Source organism: Pseudomonas sp. 9.3L, from assembly GCF_058536285.1.
In genome coordinates, this window is record NZ_JBZUBK010000001.1 from 852,063 (window position 1) to 871,215 (window position 19,153).

Annotated in this window: 19 protein-coding genes, 1 pseudogene and 1 riboswitch; of the genes and pseudogenes, 11 read left to right on the forward strand and 9 right to left on the reverse strand. The window is 60.6% G+C overall.

Features of this window, described 5'->3' with window-relative positions; all coding sequences use genetic code 11:
- Window positions 1-124 precede the first annotated feature (124 nt).
- A complete protein-coding gene (locus tag AC4LE2_RS03850) occupies window positions 125-712 on the reverse strand; it encodes a TMEM165/GDT1 family protein (RefSeq protein ID WP_491824188.1) in 588 nt (195 codons plus the stop codon).
- 10 nt (window positions 713-722) lie between these two features.
- Window positions 723-916, reverse strand: a riboswitch (yybP-ykoY riboswitch).
- Window positions 917-955: 39 nt separating this feature from the next.
- Window positions 956-1,954, reverse strand: coding sequence for a methyltransferase (locus AC4LE2_RS03855; protein WP_491828035.1), 999 nt, complete (start codon window positions 1,952-1,954; stop codon window positions 956-958).
- 172 nt (window positions 1,955-2,126) lie between these two features.
- On the opposite strand from AC4LE2_RS03855, the gene AC4LE2_RS03860 reads away from it, so the two are divergent.
- The 8 genes from AC4LE2_RS03860 to AC4LE2_RS03895 all read left to right on the forward strand — a co-directional run bounded on the left by AC4LE2_RS03860 (window position 2,127) and on the right by AC4LE2_RS03895 (window position 11,018).
- Complete coding sequence (locus tag AC4LE2_RS03860) at window positions 2,127-2,756, forward strand: LysE family transporter (protein ID WP_491824189.1); 630 nt, start codon at window positions 2,127-2,129, stop codon at window positions 2,754-2,756.
- 74 nt (window positions 2,757-2,830) lie between these two features.
- Entirely contained in the window at window positions 2,831-4,756 is a 1,926-nt protein-coding gene (locus AC4LE2_RS03865; RefSeq protein WP_491824190.1) for a DUF1302 domain-containing protein, read from the forward strand.
- Between the two features lie 21 nt (window positions 4,757-4,777).
- On the forward strand, window positions 4,778-6,133 hold the full coding sequence (locus AC4LE2_RS03870) for a DUF1329 domain-containing protein (protein WP_491828036.1): 1,356 nt from the start codon (window positions 4,778-4,780) through the stop codon (window positions 6,131-6,133).
- 164 nt (window positions 6,134-6,297) lie between these two features.
- Window positions 6,298-7,311 (forward strand): phosphate ABC transporter substrate-binding protein PstS, encoded by a 1,014-nt coding sequence (gene pstS, locus AC4LE2_RS03875; protein ID WP_491824191.1) that lies wholly within the window; start codon window positions 6,298-6,300, stop codon window positions 7,309-7,311.
- A 70-nt stretch (window positions 7,312-7,381) separates the two neighbouring features.
- Window positions 7,382-8,377, forward strand: coding sequence for a phosphate ABC transporter permease subunit PstC (pstC, locus tag AC4LE2_RS03880; RefSeq protein ID WP_491824192.1), 996 nt, complete (start codon window positions 7,382-7,384; stop codon window positions 8,375-8,377).
- Window positions 8,378-8,430: 53 nt separating this feature from the next.
- A complete protein-coding gene (gene pstA / locus AC4LE2_RS03885) occupies window positions 8,431-9,249 on the forward strand; it encodes a phosphate ABC transporter permease PstA (RefSeq protein WP_491828037.1) in 819 nt (272 codons plus the stop codon).
- Window positions 9,249-10,022: a phosphate ABC transporter ATP-binding protein PstB gene (gene pstB, locus AC4LE2_RS03890; RefSeq protein ID WP_491824193.1), complete on the forward strand. Its 774-nt coding sequence runs from the start codon at window positions 9,249-9,251 to the stop codon at window positions 10,020-10,022. The genes pstA and pstB overlap by 1 nt, the downstream gene beginning before the upstream one ends.
- Before the next feature lie 126 nt (window positions 10,023-10,148).
- The gene (locus tag AC4LE2_RS03895) at window positions 10,149-11,018 is read left to right on the forward strand and encodes a polysaccharide lyase family 7 protein (protein WP_491824194.1); all 870 of its coding nucleotides are present in this window, start codon (window positions 10,149-10,151) and stop codon (window positions 11,016-11,018) included.
- A 14-nt stretch (window positions 11,019-11,032) separates the two neighbouring features.
- Here AC4LE2_RS03895 and AC4LE2_RS03900 read toward each other — a convergent pair whose 3' ends face one another.
- Window positions 11,033-11,689: a polysaccharide lyase family 7 protein gene (locus AC4LE2_RS03900; RefSeq protein WP_491824195.1), complete on the reverse strand. Its 657-nt coding sequence runs from the start codon at window positions 11,687-11,689 to the stop codon at window positions 11,033-11,035.
- A 283-nt stretch (window positions 11,690-11,972) separates the two neighbouring features.
- Here AC4LE2_RS03900 and AC4LE2_RS03905 point away from each other — a divergent pair, with 283 nt between their 5' ends.
- Window positions 11,973-12,686, forward strand: coding sequence for a YiaD family glycine zipper/OmpA-like lipoprotein (locus tag AC4LE2_RS03905; RefSeq protein ID WP_491824196.1), 714 nt, complete (start codon window positions 11,973-11,975; stop codon window positions 12,684-12,686).
- A 30-nt stretch (window positions 12,687-12,716) separates the two neighbouring features.
- Here the strand turns inward: AC4LE2_RS03905 and pta are convergent, their stop codons facing one another.
- Window positions 12,717-14,813 carry a phosphate acetyltransferase gene (gene pta, locus AC4LE2_RS03910; protein ID WP_491824197.1) on the reverse strand — a complete coding sequence of 699 codons (2,097 nt, stop codon included), beginning with the start codon at window positions 14,811-14,813 and terminating at the stop codon, window positions 12,717-12,719.
- A 54-nt stretch (window positions 14,814-14,867) separates the two neighbouring features.
- Window positions 14,868-15,163, reverse strand: a pseudogene (locus tag AC4LE2_RS03915) (DUF3565 domain-containing protein).
- Here AC4LE2_RS03915 and AC4LE2_RS03920 point away from each other — a divergent pair.
- Window positions 15,162-15,647, forward strand: coding sequence for an FKBP-type peptidyl-prolyl cis-trans isomerase (locus AC4LE2_RS03920; RefSeq protein WP_491824198.1), 486 nt, complete (start codon window positions 15,162-15,164; stop codon window positions 15,645-15,647). The pseudogene AC4LE2_RS03915 and the gene AC4LE2_RS03920 overlap by 2 nt on opposite strands.
- A 61-nt stretch (window positions 15,648-15,708) precedes the next feature.
- On the opposite strand, the gene cysZ is transcribed toward AC4LE2_RS03920, so the two are convergent.
- Window positions 15,709-16,464: a sulfate transporter CysZ gene (gene cysZ, locus AC4LE2_RS03925; protein WP_491824199.1), complete on the reverse strand. Its 756-nt coding sequence runs from the start codon at window positions 16,462-16,464 to the stop codon at window positions 15,709-15,711.
- A 290-nt stretch (window positions 16,465-16,754) separates the two neighbouring features.
- On the opposite strand from cysZ, the gene trxB reads away from it, so the two are divergent.
- Complete coding sequence (trxB, locus tag AC4LE2_RS03930; protein ID WP_491824200.1) at window positions 16,755-17,720, forward strand: thioredoxin-disulfide reductase; 966 nt, start codon at window positions 16,755-16,757, stop codon at window positions 17,718-17,720.
- 22 nt (window positions 17,721-17,742) lie between these two features.
- Here trxB and AC4LE2_RS03935 read toward each other — a convergent pair whose 3' ends face one another.
- The 3 genes from AC4LE2_RS03935 to AC4LE2_RS03945 form a co-directional block, all read right to left on the reverse strand.
- A complete protein-coding gene (locus AC4LE2_RS03935) occupies window positions 17,743-18,093 on the reverse strand; it encodes a HopJ type III effector protein (protein ID WP_491824201.1) in 351 nt (116 codons plus the stop codon).
- Complete coding sequence (locus AC4LE2_RS03940; protein ID WP_491824202.1) at window positions 18,086-18,382, reverse strand: DUF1244 domain-containing protein; 297 nt, start codon at window positions 18,380-18,382, stop codon at window positions 18,086-18,088. Before AC4LE2_RS03940 ends, AC4LE2_RS03935 begins: the two co-directional genes overlap by 8 nt.
- A 99-nt stretch (window positions 18,383-18,481) precedes the next feature.
- Complete coding sequence (locus AC4LE2_RS03945; RefSeq protein ID WP_491824203.1) at window positions 18,482-19,063, reverse strand: antibiotic biosynthesis monooxygenase; 582 nt, start codon at window positions 19,061-19,063, stop codon at window positions 18,482-18,484.
- Between the last annotated feature and the right edge of the window lie 90 nt (window positions 19,064-19,153).

Sequence of the window (19,153 nt, forward strand, 5' to 3'; positions counted from 1 at the left end):
ATAAGAAATGGCCAACCTTCGTCGCTATCGACTTAACGTCTTGACCCTCGACCGGAGCGGGTTGTTGCATCCAGGCGGCGCTATGACCACGCCTAGCCGTAATGGTGGAAGGGGCTGTTGCCCCTCAGCCCACCCAACCACTGACCTTCATCGCCTTATAGACCGCGAACGCCGCCAGTACAAAGAATGACAACGCCGCTAACCGGCGAATCATGGTGAGTGGCAGTTTGTCTGCGGCAAAGTTGCCCGCCAATACCACCGGTACGTTGGCTGCTAGCATGCCCAGGGTCGTGCCGATGATGACCCACAGCAGGTGAGGGTACTGGGCCGCGAGCATGACCGTCGCCACTTGGGTTTTGTCGCCGATTTCTGCCAGGAAGAAGGCGATCAATGTGGTCACGAAAGGCCCATAAGACTTACCGGTACGGCTCTCGTCGTCGTCGATCTTGTCAGGCACCAGGGTCCAGAGGGCCGTGGCGGTGAAGCTGGCTGCCAGAATCCAGTGCAGCACGGTGTCGGAGAGGACGTTACTGACGAAGGCGCCCAGTGCCCCGGCGGCCGCATGGTTGGCGAGGGTCGCGGCAACGATGCCTGCAATGATGGGCCAGGGCTTGCGGAAACGCGCGGCAAGAATAAGCGCCAACAGTTGGGTCTTGTCACCGATTTCGGCTAGGGCAACGACCCCGGTTGGGACAAGCAGGGATTCAAGCATCAGGCTTCCTACAGGGGCGGGTCAACACGACTATGACACGTACTACCTCCCCGCCCCGGGTAAGGTGAACGTGTCATAGGTCTGGTCAAACCGGCCGGTGCCGCTGATGGGCACGGGGGTCGCAGCGCCATGGCCTTCTGGCCAAGTATGTTGACGCATGCCTGTGAGCCAGGCTCACGGAGACTACTCCCCTAGGACGGTGCGGATTCTGCCTAGCCTGTGTCAGGAGTGCAAGACTTACCGTTATCGCAGCGCGCGGTACACCTTGAAGCCATCTGCCTGCGCCAGCACCGTGCAGTGGCGCAGGTGCGCCTCTATCAAGGGTTGGTAACGCAGGAAGCTGTTAGCAACCAAACGAAGCTGGCCGCCCGGCACCAGGTGTGCCGAGGCCCGTTGCAGAAGCGCCTCGCTAGCACGGTAATCGGTATGTACGCCGGTGTGAAATGGAGGGTTGGTGACGATTGCGCTCAGGCCTTGTGGCGCCGCTTCGATACCGTCGGCGCACAGTAACTCGGCCTCCAGGCCGTTGGCGGCCAGTGTAAGGCGAGCACTGGCGATGGCGAACGCATCCACATCCAGCAGGGTGACCCGTGCCTCTGGATAACGTCGCTTGAGCGCTGCGCCCAGTAGGCCTGCACCGCAACCGAAGTCGAGCAGGTGGTCGCCTGCCAGGCCGTTGAGGTGGCCCAGCAGCAAGCGCGTGCCACGGTCCAGGCGGCCATGGCTGAACACGCCCGGTAAGGTCACCACGTCAAGCGGGGCGGCCTCTGGTAGATCCAGGGTGAACCGTTGGGCGAGGCTGTTCAGGTCGGGTGCGGTCGGCGGCTGCACGACCGTGACTTCCCATAGCTGGCAATGGCGGGCGCTGTCCAGCTTGCGCGCCTTGCCAAAGGCCGACAGTTGGCGAGCAGCCCCCTCGATGCCACCGCGTTTTTCGCCTACCAGAAACAGGCTGCGCCCTTCCAGGCGGCTTGCCAAGGCTTGGAGCAGATAGGCTGTCAGCTCTCGCGCCTTGGGTAAAAATAGCACCGCAGCGGTAAGGTCGGTGTCAGGCGCAGTGACGCCGAAGCTCACGCGCTCAGCATGACGCTGAACCAACCCTGCATGGTCAGTGGCGTTCCAGCTCCACCCCAGCGCAGCAGGAAGCTGATCCAGCAGGCCGTCGGCGGACAGCCCGGCGATCAATACCTGACCCTCAAACAGATGGGCCTGGCGAAGCAGCACTTCACTGCGCGGGTCCATGGCAAGCTCCTGGCAAAACGCCAAGTCTACCAGAGGGGCGAGGTCAACTGGCACTGGCGGCGCCAGGGGAAGGGCAGTGATCGGCCGCTTCGCGGCTAACTGTATCTGTCGGCAGGGTACACGAGCAGATAAGCTAAACTGCTGGCGCGTGAAAGCACCTTAGGAGAGAGGCATGTATTGGAGTGAGTTCTTGGCGGTGGCCGCCATTCACCTGCTGGCCGTGGCCAGCCCTGGCCCGGACTTCGCCGTAGTGGTACGCGAGAGCGTGACCCATGGCCGCCAGGCCGGCACTTGGACCGCCCTGGGCGTAGGCTCAGCCATTTTCTTGCATGTGGGCTATTCGCTGTTAGGGATTGGCCTGATCGTTTCGCAATCGATCGTGCTGTTCAATGTCCTTAAATGGATGGCCGCCGCCTACCTGGTGTATATCGGCTTCAAAGCATTACGTGCGGGCCCTGCTGAAGCGAATGCGTGCGCGGCCCAAGGCACTGGCCCGGCCCGCACGCCCAAGGCTGCGTATGCTGCCGGGTTCATGACCAACGGGCTCAACCCCAAGGCGACCTTGTTCTTCCTCTCGTTGTTTACCGTGGTCATCAACCCGCATACGCCGCTGGGCGTCCAGGCGGGGTATGGGGTGTACCTGGCGGTGGCTACCGCTGCCTGGTTTTGCCTGGTTGCCCGCGTGTTTAGCCATCAGCGGGTACGTGATGGCTTTGCGCGCATCGGCCATTGGTTCGACCGTATCATGGGGGCCGCCTTGATCGCATTGGGCGTGAAGATAGCCACCAGCGAGCTGCATTGAGTTGCCGCTCAGCCCCTAGCCACGCTGGCAGCCCCTGGCCGCCTCGTTAACACGCATGCCCCGGAGTACTACCGATGATCCGTTCCTTGTGGCAGCGAGGCAGGCTGCCGCTGGCCGTGAGCCTTGCTTCTACCATTGCCTCACCCGCCTTCGCCGTGAGCTTTAACGTGGGGGAAGTGGAAGGGCAATTTGACTCTTCCTTGTCTATCGGCTCCAGTTGGTCCACCGCCCACCCCAATGCGCGCCTGATCGGCGTAAACAACGGCGGGCATGGCCTGTCGCAGACGGCTGACGATGGTCGCCTGAATTTCAAGAAAGGCGAGACCTTCTCCAAGATCTTCAAAGGCGTGCATGACTTGGAACTCAAGTATGGAAACACGGGGGTGTTTCTGCGCGGCAGCTATTGGTACGACTTCGAACTCAAAGACGAAGGCCGGCCGTTCAAAGCTGTTAGCGAACATGGGCGCAAAGAAGGCGCGAAGTCATCCGGCGCGCAGCTGCTGGATGCCTTCATCTACCACAACTATGCCATTGGCGACCTTCCCGGCACCGTGCGCCTCGGCAAACAGGTGGTGAGCTGGGGAGAAAGCACGTTCATCGGTAACGCCATCAACAGCATCAACCCGATTGATGTGTCTGCGTTTCGCAGGCCTGGTGCAGAGATCAAAGAGGGCCTGATCCCCGTCAATATGTTCTACCTGTCACAAAACCTGACAGACAACCTCTCCGCCGAAGGCTTCTACCAGTTGGAGTGGGACCAGACCGTCGCGGATAACTGCGGCACCTTCTTTTCCCAGTCAGATGTCATCGCCGATGGGTGCAGCAATAACCTTGCGGTATTGCGCAGCCGTTCGGCCCTCGACACCTCCCTGGCGACGACGGGCCTTTCACCTGCCGTGCGTGCCTCTGTGCTGAACAGCTTGGGCGGGCAGGGCGCGGCCTTCAGCGAAGAGGGGCTGGTGGTAACGCGAGGCCGCGACCGTGATGCACGTGACAGTGGCCAGTTCGGCGTGGCAATGCATTACAACGTCGAGCCGTTGGCGACCGAATTCGGCGCCTATTACCTGAATTACCACAGCCGCCTGCCGGTGTTCAGTGGCCAGGCCGGTGGCGCCAGTGCCTACAGCGCCGCCAACCTGGTGGGGTCGCTGGCCGGTGCAGGGGTGCCCACCGCCACGGCACGGGCCCTGGCCGCCACCTTGTTGCCTGTAGCCGTGAGCGGCAGCGGCCGCTACTTCGTGGAGTACCCCGAAGACATCCATTTATATGGCTTGAGCTTTTCTACCACGCTACCCACCGGAACCGCTTGGAGCGGCGAGCTGAGCTACCGCCCCAATGCGCCTGTGCAGATCAACACCACGGACATCCTGTATTCGGCGCTGTCGCCCCTGAGCCCAAACGTCTCGCAGCTGCAGGGTACGCCTGGGGCAGAGCAGTCTGGCTACCGCCGCAAAGAGATCACCCAGTTACAAACCACCTTCACCCATTTCTTCGACCAAGTGATGGGCGCAGACCGCCTGACCCTGGTGGGAGAGGTGGGCTGGACCCACGTGGGCGGTTTAGATAGCACCTCGTCGCTGCGCTATGGGCGCGACCCCAACTACGGCCCCGGCCCTTTGCCCAATGGGCAGTGCCAGGCGCTGAACGCCGGCACGCTGGCGGGAGGGCCGCAACAGGGCCTGAGCCGGTATTGCGAGAATGATGGATTCACCACCACCGACGCCTGGGGCTATCGGATGCGGGCGATCTGGGACTTCAACAACGCGATTGCCGGGATCAATCTCAAGCCCAGCCTGGCCTGGTCGCACGATGTAGACGGCTATTCGCCTGGCCCCGGAGGCAACTTCGAAGAAGGGCGCAAGGCGGTTAGCCTGGGCCTGGATGCCGACTATTTGCACACCTATACGGCAAGCCTGTACTACACCAACTTCTTCGACGGCAAGTACAGCACGGTGGATGACCGTGACTTCGTGGCCATGAGCGTCGGCATCAACTTCTAAAGGGATAACCGCATGAGTGCAATGAAGCCTGTGCTGTGGGCCTGCGCCTATGGCCTGACAATAATGGCGAGCACCGGGTGGGCGGCAGTACCTGAGGGCGAAGCCGCCAGGCTGGGCACTACGCTGACCCCCATGGGGGCCGAACCTGCGGGCAACGCCGAGGGCACGATCCCTGCCTGGGCACCGCTGCCCAAGACCGCAGGCGCGGTAGACGGCAAAGGGTTTCTCGCCAACCCCTATGGGCACGAGCAACCGTTATGGGTCATCGATGCCGCCAACGTTGATCGATACGCCAACAGGCTGTCGCCTGGGCAGGTGGCGATGATCAAGCGCTACCCGGACACCTACCGCCTGCCGGTGTACCCAGGGCACCGTGGCTCGACGGTGCCTGAGGCGGTGTTTGCTGCAATCAGGAAGAACGCTAGCCAGGCCCGGCTGGTTGCCGACGGTAACAGTGTGGAACACTTCAGTGCGGCCATACCGTTTCCCATTCCGCACAACGGGCTGGAGGTGGTGTGGAACCACATCACCCGGTATCGGGGTGGTGCCATCAGCCGTACGATCAATCAGGCCACGCCTCAGCCCAATGGCGCTTACACCTTGGTGTCGTTCAAGGATTCCTTCGTGTTTCGTGAGCGTATGAAGGGGTTCGACCCGGCCAACCCTGGCAATGTGCTGTCCTACTTCAAGCAGGAAATCACCGCGCCTGCGCGGCTGGCCGGCACGGTACTGCTGATCCACGAAACCCTTGACCAAGTGAAGGAGCCCCGCAACGCGTGGGTGTACAACGCCGGTCAACGCCGCGTGCGCAAAGCCCCGCAGGTCACCTACGACAGCCCCGGCACGGCGGCCGACGGCATGCGCACTGCCGACAACCAAGACATGTTCAACGGCGCCCCCGACCGTTACGACTGGGCACTGATGGGTAAGCGGGAGATGTATATCCCGGTCAATAGCTATGCACTGGACGCGCCTTCATTGACTTACGCCGATATCCTCAAGCCAGGGCACATCAACCAAGACCTGACCCGCTACGAGCTGCGCCGGGTATGGCACGTGGTCGCCACACTCAAGCCCGACGCTTCGCACCTGTACGCCAAGCGCGACTTTTATTTCGATGAGGACACTTGGCAAGCTGCTGAAGTAGACCACTACGACAACCAAGGCAAACTCTGGCGCGTGGCCGAGGCCCATGCTCAGGACTACTACAACTACCAAGTGCCCTGGACTACCCTGGAAACCCTGTACGACCTCAGTAATGGGCGCTACTTGGCGCTTGGGATGAAAAACCAGGAAAGGCATGCGTATAACTTCGAATACACGGCCAACCCCTCCGATTATTCGCCCAATGCGCTGCGCCAGGAAGGCATCCGCTAACACTCCGAGCAGGCCATTACAGCGGGTTGCCAGTAGGTGCAACCCGGCAATGTCCTAATGCCATGTTTTAAACAGACTGTCATCAAAAGGTCACATTCAAAGCATTAAATCAGCACGGCCAACTTCCGTGGAATGACTCCACCGGACCCAACTGAGGTGTTGCCGTGAATTTGCTGACCAAAAATCGCCTATCGATTTTGCTGGCTTCGCTGTGCCTTTCTGGCGCTGCCCATGCGACCGACGTTACCGGCGCGGGCTCAAGCTTTGTTTTCCCCGTACTCTCCGACTGGAGCAAGGAATATTCCAAGGGCAGCGGCAACCGTATCAACTACCAATCGATCGGGTCGGGTGGTGGCATCGCTCAAATAAAGGCAGCAACCGTAGACTTCGGCGCCTCCGATGCGCCGCTGAGTGCTGAAGACCTCAAGGCCGGTGGCCTGGGTCAGTTCCCTGTAGTGATCGGCGGGATCGTGCCGGTCGTTAACGTTGAAGGCGTAGAGCCCGGCCAGCTCAAGCTGGATGGCGATACCCTGGCCAAAATCTTCCAGGGCACCATCACCACCTGGAACGACCCGGCCATCGTCGCGCTTAACAGCGGCGTCAAGCTGCCAGGCGACAAAATCACTGTCGTGCATCGCTCCGATGGTTCCGGCACCTCGTTCAACTTCACCAACTACTTGCAAAAGGCCAGCTCCGACTGGAAAGCCGGCGCAGGCAGCACCGTGCAGTGGCCAGTAGGTGTGGGCGGCAAGGGTAACGAAGGTGTTGCTGCTTACGTGAAGCAGATCAAGGGTTCGATTGGCTATGTGGAATACGCGTATGCCAAGACCAACAAGATGGCCCATACCAAGATGAAGAACGCCGCTGGCAAGTTCGTAGCCCCGGATATGAAAAGCTTCCAGGCGGCCGCAGATACCGCGGACTGGGCCAACGCTCAGGACTTCAACCTGCTGATGGTCAACGCCCCGGGCGACGACGCCTGGCCTATCGCCGCAACCACGTGGGTGATCATGTACAAGCAGCCGAAAAACGCCGAGCAGAGCAAGGCCGCTTTGGACTTCTTCAAGTGGAGCATGGAAAAAGGCCAGGCTCAGGCTGAAGCCTTGGATTATGTAGCGCTGCCGGAAGGCTTGGTAAAACGCATCGAAGGCTACTGGCAGTCAGAGTTCGCCAAGTAACCGCAACCTGAAGCCATCCCTCAGCCGGCCCCGCGCCCGCTGGGGGATTTGCCATGAGTGGCCCTGACCGATGACCGACAACTCTCACGTGCTAACGTCCATGACCGCCGACCGCCATAGCGCAAGCGAAGCGCGCGCGGCAAAGGATCAACGTCACGACATCTGGTTCCGCCGTACCGTCTGCGGCGCGGCCATGCTGGTGTTACTGCTGTTAGCCAGTATTGCAGGCTCTACCCTCTGGGGTGGGAGCGAAGCCTTTCGTACCTTCGGGCTGGATTTCCTCACCACCACTGACTGGAATGCCGTAACTGGCCAGTTTGGTGCGGTAGTGCCGGTGTACGGGACGCTGGTGACCTCTTTCCTCGCGCTGCTGATCGCCGTACCGGTGAGCTTCGGCATCGCGATCTTCCTGACCGAAGTTGCGCCGCCTTGGTTGCGCATGCCGATCGCCTCCGCCATCGAGCTGCTGGCAGGGATCCCTTCGATTATCTACGGCATGTGGGGGCTGTTTGTGTTCGCGCCCTTCATGGCGCAACACCTGTCCCCCTGGATCAATGACAATTTGGGCGCGATTCCCGGCATCGGCGCGCTGTTCCAAGGGCCGCCGCTGGGTATCGGTACGCTAACGGCCGGTATCGTACTGGCCATCATGATCATTCCCTTCATTACGTCGGTAATGAACGAGGTGTTCCGCACCGTGCCTGTGGCCCTGAAGGAATCTGCCTACGCCTTGGGTGGCACCACCTGGGAAGTGGTGTGGGACATCGTGCTGCCTTATACCCGCACCGCCGTGGTGGGCGGCGTGTTCCTTGGCCTGGGTCGGGCACTGGGCGAGACCATGGCCGTAACCTTTGTACTCGGCAACGCCCATCAACTGTCCGCCTCGTTGCTGATGCCTAGCAGCTCTATCGCCTCGGTCATCGCCAACGAATTCAGTGAGGCCTATACCGACCTGCATCGCTCGTCGCTGATTGGCCTGGGCTTCCTGTTGTTCGTCGTTACCTTCATCGTGCTGGCCTGCGCCCGCCTGATGCTGATGCGCCTGTCGCGCAAGGAGGGTTTGTGAGTTCACCCAACGAAAACCTCTACCGGCTGCGCAACTTCAAGAACAAGCTGGCCATGGTCCTGAGCTGCGGCGCTACCTTGTTTGGCCTGTTGTGGTTGGTGTGGATCTTGTTCACCACCCTGATCAATGGCTTCGAGGCGCTGGGCACTGCACTCTTCACGGAGATGACGCCACCGCCAGGCAGCCCTGGCGGCCTGGCCAACGCGTTCTTCGGCAGCGCCTTGATGTCGTTGATTGCCCTGGTGATCGGTACGCCCATTGGCTTGATGGCCGGTGTCTGGCTGGCTGAATTCGCCCGTCACAGCAAGCTGGGCACAGCGGTGCGCTTCATCAACGACATTCTGTTGTCCGCACCCTCCATCGTGCTGGGTTTGTTCATCTATACCGCCTTCGTATTGCCGGTCAGTGCCCTGACCAATCACCAGGTAGGCTTCTCTGCCCTGGCGGGTGCGTTGACGCTGGCCCTGCTGGTGATCCCGGTAGTGGTGCGCACTACGGACGAAATGCTTCAACTGCAACCTTCCACCATGCGTGAAGCGGCACTGGCGTTAGGTGTGCCGCAGTGGAAGCTCACCCTGCAGATCGTTCTGCGCGCGGCCCGCGCGGGCGTAGTTACCGGCGTTCTACTGGCCCTTGCCCGCATCACGGGCGAAACCGCGCCGCTACTGTTTACCGCATTCGGTAACCAGTTCTGGAGCAGTGACATCTTGAAACCCATGGCCAGCGTACCTGTGGTGATTTTCCAGTACGCCATGAGCCCCTTCGACGACTGGCATGCCTTGGCCTGGGCGGGCGCCCTGGTGCTCACACTGTTCGTGCTGACGCTCAGCCTGCTTTCTCGTCTTATTCTTTTGCGCGGTAGGTCCAATTGATGAATACCCTCGCCCCCACACGAACCAAGATCCAGGTGCGCGACCTGGAGTTTTTCTACGACAAGCAGCGCTCGCTCAAGTCCATCAACATGGACATCCCCGAAAAACACGTGACCGCCATCATTGGCCCGTCGGGCTGTGGCAAGTCTACGTTGCTGCGGGTGTTCAACCGCATCTATGCCATGTACCCCAAGCAAGAGGCGAAGGGAGAAGTGCTGCTCAATGGGGAAAACATCCTTGCGCCGGGCTATTCCATGAACCGCTTGCGCAGCCACGTGGGCATGGTGTTCCAAAAGCCGGTGCCGTTCCCGATGTCGATCTTCGACAACGTTGCCTATGCAGTGAAGCACCATGAGCGGCTGAACCGTCGCGAGATGGAAGAGCGGGTAGAGCAGGCCCTGCGCGGTTCGGCCTTGTGGGACGAAGTGAAGGACAAGCTCAAGCAAAGCGCGCAAAGCCTCTCTGGCGGCCAGCAGCAGCGGTTGTGCATCGCCCGCACCATCGCGTTACGGCCACAAGTATTGTTGCTGGACGAGCCGACATCTGCCCTGGACCCCATCTCCACCGGGCGCATCGAGCAGCTTATTACCGAGCTCAAGGAACAGTTCACGGTCATCATCGTGACCCACAACATGCAACAGGCCGCCCGGTGCTCGGACTACACCGCTTTCATGTTCCTCGGTGAGCTGATCGAGCATGGCGACACCGACACCATCTTTACCAAGCCCAACAAGACTCAGACCGAAGACTACATTACTGGGCGCTTCGGTTGAGTTAAGTACAGGTCAGGGCCAGTCATGGCCTAGTGTTAGCAGGTAGTTTGCTAGCTTGTCGCTGCGTTGAGGGTGGGTAAGGTAAAGCACGGCTTTACCCTTCCCACCTATGCGGAGCGAACACTGATGGCCAGCGTCGACCTTTCTCCCTATGACATCACTACCGCCAAACCCAAGGCTGACGGCTGTACAGCGCTGACCGTGCCTGGGCACCGCATCGCTGAGGTCAGCGAGTTCGCGCGTTATGAGGACGACTGCGCAGTGTTGTGGGCGCCCACTAGCGGAGCTACCACAGAAAGTGTCAAGCGAACCCGCTGTGAGCTAAAGGGCAAGCCCTTCTGGCTGGCCGACGGGGCACAGCACATCGCAGAGCTAACCACCCAGGTGAACAAAGTGAACTGGGAAGGCAGTTTCGTGCTGATCCAGGCTCATTGTCACGACGGCAACGACCCAACGCTCAAAGGCTTCATCGAAACCACGAATGGCCGGGAGGCCACCTTCAAACTCGGCTTGCGGACTGGGGCGAGCACTGAATCGCCGACCAAGCAGGTGGTGTATGAAGGCATCGAGCTCGCACAGCCGTTTACCGTGCGGGTGAGTTTATCCCGTGAAGGCGAAGTGTGCGTCAGCGTGCAGCAGGGTGGCCGTGTGCAAGAGGTTCACGGCCAGTTGAGCGAAGGCCGAGAGGCGCGGCCCCACGTGTTTCATTGGGGGGCGTACAACCAGGTGGACCAGGGCGACCCTTCCGAGCCTGACTCGGATGGGACCCTGCTCAAGGTGCTACACGTCGGTGAAACCCACCTGCCCTTGAACGAAACACCGCCCCCTGAAGGTGCGGCCTTCGCGGCTTTGATTGAGGCTGCCGCCCTGCTGCCGCGGCAGCCCAAATTGATCGAGTTGAATCGCATTACCGACCTTATTGATGAGGCCGAATTGCCCGACGCTGTTTCCGGCGAACTCTACCAACGGATCAAAGCACTCAAGGCCGCAAGTTAAAGGCGGCCCGCCCCTTACCGGTGGCTCAGTTCTAGCCGGGTATAGGTCACTTTGCCGCCTTCGGTGGCGTAACCCACGTTGTCCAGGGTATAGACGCCGGCCTTGAAGTAGAACGCATAGCTGTACCAGGAGGGGGCAAGCTGGATCTGCGGGCCGGCGTTGTTGATCAGTACCGTGAGCTTGCCTTGCTTGTTCATCTGGATGGCGTAGGCGAACGGCTTGTCCAGCGGCACATTGGGCACCGTATAGGCCACAGGGCTTTTCTGGTCGGCGGGGTTTACCCGGTACTCCAGGTCAACGTTGCCGATGCCGTTGGCGTAGCGGTAGACCACCTTGAGCAACGGCGTCACGGCATTCTTGGCATGAATCTGCGCCACGACTACCCGCCCTGTCGAAGGCACTTGGTTCACGGACACCGTGCCTTTGAGGGTATTGAGGCCACTGTCGTAGGTCCAGTTGCGTGCCTTGCCGTCGTCCGAGGTTTCCCGCAATTCTGAACGTGGGTAGTCGCTGGTGCCTGAGTGCGCGCCTGTCACCGGTGCCCAGAACACCAGTTTGTCGCCGGTATTGCTGAAGTACGGTGTTTGCAGCTTGGGCAGGGCCGCAGTGGCAACGGTTAAGGCCGGGGCAGCCACTGGCAGTGTGAGGTTCCAGGGGGCGAGGTCGATCATGTCTGTAGCGCTCGGGTGGGCTGTGCCTTGTCCTGAGGGAGCAGCCGGTCAGGTGTAGTATTATTTTGCCATCCGTGGCGCTACACGAGGGTTAACGGCGGCATCGGGGCACCCTTGATGTCAATCTGACAAGCGGTACGGCAGGCGGGCGCTGGCGTGGGTCTTGAGCCTCACCACACAGGGTGAAACAATCGTCATTGGAATTTCCTCCTATGGGCAGGCTCAAATCCCACCTTGCAGAGGTCTTTCCGTACTGTCTCGTATTACCCACCAGGAGCTTGCCATGCTAACCCCCAACCGCCTGATTCTCGCCGCGACCGCCCTTGCCGTACTCTCCGGGTGTGCCAGCCAAAACCCTTATACCGAACAAGGTCAGGCCAACCAGGGGCAGGGTGAGCAAGGCATGAATAAAACCGCCAAGTACGGCGGCATTGGTGCTCTTGCGGGCGCTGTGGCGGGTGCCGCGATTGACCACAATAATCGTGGCAAAGGTGCACTGATCGGCGCCGCCGTGGCCGGTGCGGCTTCTGCAGGCTATGGCTATTATGCCGACCGCCAGGAAAAGGCCCTGCGCGAAAGCATGGCTAATACCGGGGTGGAAGTGCAGCGCCAGGGCGACCAGATCAAGCTGATCATGCCCGGCAATATCACGTTTGGCACCGACTCTTCTGCGATCGCACCCAGCTTCTATGCACCCTTGAATAACCTGGCGGGTTCATTCAAGCAGTTCAACGAGAACATCATCGAGATCGTGGGCTATACCGACAGCACTGGCGCGCGCCAGCACAACATGGACCTGTCGCTGCAGCGGGCGCAGGCGGTCAGTACTTACCTTACGTCCCAGGGGGTAGAGGCCTCGCGCCTGACGGTCCGTGGTGCCGGGCCTGACCAGCCTGTCGCGAGCAATGCCGACGCCAATGGCCGTGCTCAGAATCGCCGGGTGGAGGTTAACCTCAAGCCTATCCCTGGCCAGCAGTACCCGCAGCCTGCCCAGTAACCGGCAGGCCTGCCCTAGGCTTGACCGGCGTCAGGGTTCCTGATGCCGGCTGGCCTGGATGGCAGTCAAGGCGATGGTGTAAACGATATCGTCAACCTGCGCACCACGTGGCAAATCATTGACCGGTTTTCGCAGCCCTTGCAGCATGGGCCCAAGGCTTACGCAATCTGCACTGCGTTGCACCGCTTTATGGGTAGTGTTGCCCGTGTTCAGGTCCGGGAACACGAACACCGTGGCCCGCCCCGCCACGTCGCTGTCCGGGGCCATTTGGCGGGCGATTGCACCATTGGCTGCAGTGTCGTACTGCAGAGGGCCGTCAATCAACAAGTCACGCTGCGCTTCACGTGCAAGCAAGGTGGCTTCGCGTACCTTTTCCACTTCCTCCCCTGGGGCCGACTGCTGGCTGGCGGAGCTAAGCATGGCAACCCTGGGCACGATACCCAGCGCCTGAGCGGAGTCCGCGCTTTGCAAGGCAATCTGTGCCAGTTCGGCGGCATCGGGGTGAGGGTTCATCACGCAATCGGCGTACATGACCACCTGGTCCGGGAACAGCATAAAGAAGACCGATGACACCAGGCTCCAGCCTGGGGCGGTCTTGATCAGCTGCAAGGCAGGGCGAATGGTATTGGCTGTGGAGTGAACCAGGCCGGAAACAAGCCCGTCCACTTCATCAAGGGCCAACATCATGGTCCCGATCACCACCGGGTCTTCCAGCTGTTGCTCTGCCATGGGCGCGTTGAGGTTCTTGCTGTTACGCAGCTCTACCATGGGCTCTACGTAGCGGGCCCGGATGCCGTCGGGGTCGATGATTTCCAAACCCTCGGGTAGAGCTATGCCCTGGGCTCGAGCCACGGCCTCGACATCAGCAGGCCGCGCCAGCAACACACAGCGCGCGATGCCTCGGGCCTGACAGATGGCAGCCGCTTGAACGGTGAGAGGTTCGCTGCCTTCGGGCAATACAATGCGTTTGTTGGCCTGCTGGGCACGCTGTATCAGCTGATAACGGAATACCGCAGGCGACAGCCGAAGCTCGCGTGGCGTACCGCAGCGTTGGTGCAGCCAGTCGGCGTCCAGGTGGCTCGCCACAAAGTCGGTAATGGTTTCGGCCCGTTCACGGTCATCCACGGGGATTTCGTTATTGAGCTGATTCAGCCGGTTGGCGGTGTCATAAGAGCCGCTGCTCACGGACAGCACGGGCAAGCCTGCTTGCAGCGCGCCCTGGCACAGCTCCATTACCCGTGGGTCAGGCCGTGTATCGCTGGTGAGCAGCACCCCCGCAAGAGGCACCCCATTGAGGGACGCCAGGGCTGCCGCCAGCAGAATATCGTCGCGGTCTCCGGGGGTGACCACCAGTACTCCTGGCTTGAGTAACTGCAAGGTGTTCAGCACGGTGCGGGCGCAGATGATAATGCGCGACATGCGCCGCAGTTCGTAATCGCCCGCGTTCAGCACCTGGGCACCCAGCAGCTCGGCGATGTCCCGTGTACGTGGCGCGTTCAGGTCAGGCTGGTAGGGGATGCAGCCGAGCAGTCGGAAATCCCCGCCCCGCAGCAGCGGCGAATGCTCGCGCAGCCGCGTAGCAAAGCGGTCGATACTTTCATCGGTGCGCACCTTGTTGAGGATCACACCGATCAGCTTAGGGTCGCCGGCCCCTCCATATAACCGTGCTTGCAGATCTACACGCCCTGACAGCTCAGCCAATGCTTCGCTCTCCGGCGCGGAAACCAGGATCACATCCGCGTCCATGCTTCGGGCCAGGTGCTGATTCACCCGGGCGGCATAGCTTGCCTGTCGAGTGGGCACCATGCCCTCGACCACCAGCACGTCCTTTCCTACACCTGCCATCTGGTAGAGCGTAATGATTTCTTCGAGCAGTTCGTCAAGCTGCCCGTCTCCCAACATGCGCTCTACATGACCGAGGGCAAGTGGGGGAGGGGGCTTGAGGCCGTGAGTACGCGCGACCAGTTCGGTCGAGCGTTCTGGCCCGGTGTCCCCAGGGTGCGGCTGGGCGACGGGTTTGAAAAAGCCAACCTTTAGGCCGGCGCGCTCTAGCGTGCGAATCAGCCCCAGGCTGATGGAGGTCAGGCCTACGCCGAAGTCTGTGGGCGCAATGAAAAACGTTTGCATGATAAGTCTCGGTCAGCAAAACAGGCGGCGGTCTGCCTTTACCGCCCGCCAGGATCAACCAAGGGTACCGCTATTGTCAGCGCGAGCACACCAGCCGCATGCAAAGGATTGGCCGATACGTCGCTCCCGCTCAAGCGCTTGCATCACCCAGGGTCGTGACTGCCATGGCGGGTCATGGCGCAGGTGCTGGGTATGGCCACAACTCAGGCGCACGAACCAGCTGCCAGCGCTGTCTTGGTCAAATGTTGTAATCACACAGTCGTCGGCGCGCGGGCCTCGGGATTCGCAATCGTCATCGTGCTTGTTTACACTGGGTTCTTCCAATCTCTTGTGCAAAGGTCTTGCCCCATGCTCATTGCCGCCAAAAAGGCTGTGTCCATCGACTATACCCTCACCAATGATGCTGGAGAGGTGATCGACAGCTCGGCCGGCGGTGCCCCGCTGGTTTACCTGCACGGCGCCGGCAACATCATTCCCGGTCTGGAAAAAGCCCTGGAAGGCAAGCAGCCTCAGGACGAAGTGGATGTCACCATCGAGCCGGAAGAGGCGTACGGTGAGTACTCCGCCGAGCTGGTCAGTACGCTGAACCGCAGCATGTTCGAAGGCGTAGACGAACTGGAAGTGGGTATGCAGTTCCATGCCTCCGCGCCAGACGGCCAGATGCAGATCGTGACCATCCGTGACCTCGACGGCGAAGACGTAACTGTCGACGGTAACCACCCGTTGGCCGGCCAGCGTTTGAACTTCAAGGTCAAGGTCGTCGACGTGCGTGATGCCAGTGAAGAAGAAGTCGCTCACGGCCACGTACACGGTGAAGGCGGTCATCAGCACTGATGCCTGTTAATGCCAGGGTTGGCCAATAATCTGGCCAACCCTGGTTGAAAGGCCTGCCTGGTCAGGCCTTATCAGGCGTGGTGGGTAGCGTGCCGCGTTCCCTTACCCAAAACAACGTAGCGCCCGCTACGGCCGCTGGCATCATCAAGATGTTCACTAGCGGTATCAGCAGTACCAGGTACACTACCCCACCGAAGCTCAAACTGGCCCAACGCTTGCTCCGCAGCCAGGCAAGCATGTCATGCCAGCTCATTTTGTGGTTGTCCGCCGGGTAATCGATGTACTGAATGGCCATCATCCATACCCCGAACACGAGCCATAGCGGCGCTGCGATCACATTCACGCCGGGGATGAACGACAGCACCAGCAAGGCGGCGGCGCGTGGCAGGTAGTAACCCAGCTTGCGCAGCTCGCGGCTAAAGGTACGCGGCATGATCGCTAGCAATTCGGCCCAGCTGAAGGGCGGGAAATCGTCGGTACCCCTTACAACCACTTCCACTTTTTCCGATAAGAACCCGTTAAAAGGGGCAGCGATGATGTTGGCCACCATGGTGAAGGTAAAAAACACCATCAGGGCTACCAGCACCACAAACAACGGCCACAGGATGTAATTCAAAAACCCTAGCCAGCCTGGAAGGTTGGGCATCAGTTGAGTGACCCATAAGCTGAATTGATGCCCGGCAAAGTAAACCAGGGCTATAAACAGCACCAGGTTGATCGAAAACGGCAGCAGTACAAACAGCCGAAGGCCTGGGCTTAGCACCAGCTTCAAGCCCTGGCGCAGGTAGTGCGGGCCAGAGAGGACGGGCGGTAGCATTAAACATGAACTCCTAAGCAATAAAAAACGCACGGTACCGGCTTTAGGCTGCAGGTAAAAGCCGCGTTGGCAGGGTCGCAACATCAACATACTCATGGGCTGTGCATGCCGGGCAACGTTTGCCGGGCAACGTTTGCCGATGGGCATAGGCGCCCCCTATAGCAGGAATTGCCAAAGGGTATTTCCTTATAAGCGCAGTCCTCGTTAAGCTTTGCGCAGTAAGTACTTTTACCTTAGCCGGCTATACCGGTACTACGACGCGGCCCCGCGCCGGTCGACAGGAGTGTGTCATGTCTGCAACGCGTCATTCCCGAGTGATTATTCTGGGTTCCGGCCCCGCTGGTTACAGTGCGGCGGTCTATGCTGCCCGCGCCAACCTCAAGCCGCTGCTTATCACGGGCATGCAGGCGGGTGGCCAACTGACGACCACCACCGAAGTAGATAACTGGCCGGGCGACCCTCATGGGCTGACAGGCCCTGCGCTGATGCAGCGTATGCAGGAACACGCGGAGCGCTTTGAAACCGAAATCGTGTTCGACCACATCAATGCAGTAGACCTTGCAGGCAAGCCCCTCACCCTCACCGGCGACAACGGCACCTACACCTGTGACGCCCTGATCGTTGCCACGGGCGCCAGCGCCCGTTACTTGGGCCTGCCGTCTGAAGAGGCCTTCATGGGCAAGGGCGTGTCTGCCTGCGCAACCTGCGATGGTTTCTTCTACCGTAACCGTGAGGTGGCGGTAGTGGGTGGCGGCAACACGGCCGTTGAGGAGGCCCTGTACCTGGCCAACATTGCCAGCAAGGTCACCTTGATCCACCGCCGCGAAAGCTTCCGTGCCGAAAAAATCCTCATCGACAAGCTGCACGCTCGTGTCGCTGAAGGCAAAATCGAGCTCAAGCTCAATGCGGTACTGGATGAAGTGCTGGGCGACAACATGGGCGTAACGGGCGCACGGCTCAAGCACAACGACGGCGCTACTTCCGAGCTGAAGGTAGATGGCGTGTTCATCGCGATCGGCCATACGCCGAATACGTCGCTGTTCGAGGGCCAGCTGGCGCTCAAGGATGGCTACCTGGTCGTGAACGGCGGCCGTGAAGGCAATGCCACCGCGACTAACGTGGAGGGGGTATTCGCCGCAGGCGACGTAGCCGACCACGTCTACCGCCAGGCTATTACCTCGGCCGGCGCCGGCTGCATGGCTGCGCTTGACGTCGAGCGCTACCTGGACGGTCTGCAGAACGCCACCTTCGAATAAGGTGGCCAGCGGGCGGGGCCTGTCAGGCCTTCGCCTCTTTGCGTGTCAATGGTGGCGCGTCGAATGAAACACCTCCCAAGCCGCTAGCCATCAACGCGCGGATGTTGCCGTGGTCACTGCCCTCAGAGGTGGCCACGACGGCGCGGTAATGTTCGCCGAACGCCTGTAATGCCTCCAGGTCGCTTAGCCCTTCCAACACAGCCACGCCCAGTGTTTTGCACGAGCCTTCGTTCTGGCCGGCGGCATTATTCACCTCGCCATTACGAAATGCCTGCGGGCAGTAGTCGTAATGCTGCGCTACGAACGCCAGGGTGTCGGCAAACGTATGGGTGCCGCTGCCCAGGCTCGCCTTGAATGCGCTTAGATCAGTCATTGGGCTTTTCCTGGGCAAACGCCGCTGCCTGGGCGGGGCTGGCTTCGGTTTGATAACGCCGCTTCCACTCGTCATAAGGCATGCCGTAGACCGCTTCTCGGGCGTTATCCAGACTGAGGTCGACGCCTCGTTCATCCGCTGCCGCCTTGTACCACTTCGACAAGCAGTTGCGGCAGAAGCCAGAAAGGTTCATCAGGTCGATGTTCTGTACATCCGTGCGCTTGCCCAAGTGCTCCACCAAGCGGCGAAAGGCCGCGGCTTCCAATTCCAGGCGCTGTTGATCGTTCATAAGGAGGTTCCTGCCTACGTGAGGTGCGCATGATAGAAGCCAGGGGCGCTGTGGGCAACGGTGCCCTTGAGCCACCTGGCGTCGTTTACCGGCGTGGTGTTATTCAGTGGGCAAGCTTGCTTTAAGCGCGCCAGGGGGTTTTGGCGCCGCGTTGAGCCAGGGGGCAAGCAGCCGGGTAGACAGCGGTATGAAGATGAACACCATCAGAGGCGTCAGGGCCAACGTACTGACCAGGATCCTCGGCGCGAGGGTCAGGTCAGCCAGCCAGGGGCCTGCAAGGAAATTAAACGCCAGCGACACTGGGAAAAAGGCTAACCATATCGCCACCGCTTGTTTCCAGCGAGGCGGGCGAGGGGCTTGTGCGGCCATCGAAGGTGCTGCGAACCAGCCATCCATGCCGTGTATCCGGTGCTCGGAGGGCTGGGCGAACAACCCGTCACCGCGGCGTAACCACGCCTGGCGCGAGGCTGAATATTCCCAGGCATGCAGAGTGGCGGCACTGGCGAAGCGGAAGATCATTTGAAACTCGTCATCCCCCGTGGGCGGCGCCAGGATGCCGGAGCCCAGGTAGCCCGGAAAGTCGTTGGCCAGGTGTTCGCCTTCCTGAAGCCAGGCGATGAGTTCGGTATAGCGCCCGTGCGCGGCGCGGCGAGCCACAAGCATAGTGACGGGTGGGGACATTGTGTATCTCCAGGCTGCGGGCAGCACCTAGGGTAAAGGCACTACGGCCAGGCCCCGGGGTGATGGGGCGCGGCACTCGTTAAGCCGGGA

Excerpts from the sequence above, each read along its gene's own strand:
- pstA (WP_491828037.1), top strand. The coding sequence starts at position 8,431 with ATGGTCCTGAGCTGCGGCGCTACCTTGTTTGGCCTGTTGTGGTTGGTG.
- AC4LE2_RS03940 (WP_491824202.1), bottom strand. The coding sequence starts at position 18,382 with ATGAACGATCAACAGCGCCTGGAATTGGAAGCCGCGGCCTTTCGCCGC.
- AC4LE2_RS03905 (WP_491824196.1), top strand. The coding sequence starts at position 11,973 with ATGCTAACCCCCAACCGCCTGATTCTCGCCGCGACCGCCCTTGCCGTA.
- AC4LE2_RS03935 (WP_491824201.1), bottom strand. The coding sequence starts at position 18,093 with ATGACTGATCTAAGCGCATTCAAGGCGAGCCTGGGCAGCGGCACCCAT.
- cysZ (WP_491824199.1), bottom strand. The coding sequence starts at position 16,464 with ATGCTACCGCCCGTCCTCTCTGGCCCGCACTACCTGCGCCAGGGCTTG.
- AC4LE2_RS03900 (WP_491824195.1), bottom strand. The coding sequence starts at position 11,689 with ATGATCGACCTCGCCCCCTGGAACCTCACACTGCCAGTGGCTGCCCCG.
- AC4LE2_RS03860 (WP_491824189.1), top strand. The coding sequence starts at position 2,127 with ATGTATTGGAGTGAGTTCTTGGCGGTGGCCGCCATTCACCTGCTGGCC.
- pta (WP_491824197.1), bottom strand. The coding sequence starts at position 14,813 with ATGCAAACGTTTTTCATTGCGCCCACAGACTTCGGCGTAGGCCTGACC.
- AC4LE2_RS03895 (WP_491824194.1), top strand. The coding sequence starts at position 10,149 with ATGGCCAGCGTCGACCTTTCTCCCTATGACATCACTACCGCCAAACCC.
- trxB (WP_491824200.1), top strand. The coding sequence starts at position 16,755 with ATGTCTGCAACGCGTCATTCCCGAGTGATTATTCTGGGTTCCGGCCCC.
- AC4LE2_RS03855 (WP_491828035.1), bottom strand. The coding sequence starts at position 1,954 with ATGGACCCGCGCAGTGAAGTGCTGCTTCGCCAGGCCCATCTGTTTGAG.
- pstC (WP_491824192.1), top strand. The coding sequence starts at position 7,382 with ATGACCGACAACTCTCACGTGCTAACGTCCATGACCGCCGACCGCCAT.
- AC4LE2_RS03920 (WP_491824198.1), top strand. The coding sequence starts at position 15,162 with ATGCTCATTGCCGCCAAAAAGGCTGTGTCCATCGACTATACCCTCACC.
- AC4LE2_RS03870 (WP_491828036.1), top strand. The coding sequence starts at position 4,778 with ATGAAGCCTGTGCTGTGGGCCTGCGCCTATGGCCTGACAATAATGGCG.
- AC4LE2_RS03850 (WP_491824188.1), bottom strand. The coding sequence starts at position 712 with ATGCTTGAATCCCTGCTTGTCCCAACCGGGGTCGTTGCCCTAGCCGAA.
- AC4LE2_RS03865 (WP_491824190.1), top strand. The coding sequence starts at position 2,831 with ATGATCCGTTCCTTGTGGCAGCGAGGCAGGCTGCCGCTGGCCGTGAGC.
- pstB (WP_491824193.1), top strand. The coding sequence starts at position 9,249 with ATGAATACCCTCGCCCCCACACGAACCAAGATCCAGGTGCGCGACCTG.
- AC4LE2_RS03945 (WP_491824203.1), bottom strand. The coding sequence starts at position 19,063 with ATGTCCCCACCCGTCACTATGCTTGTGGCTCGCCGCGCCGCGCACGGG.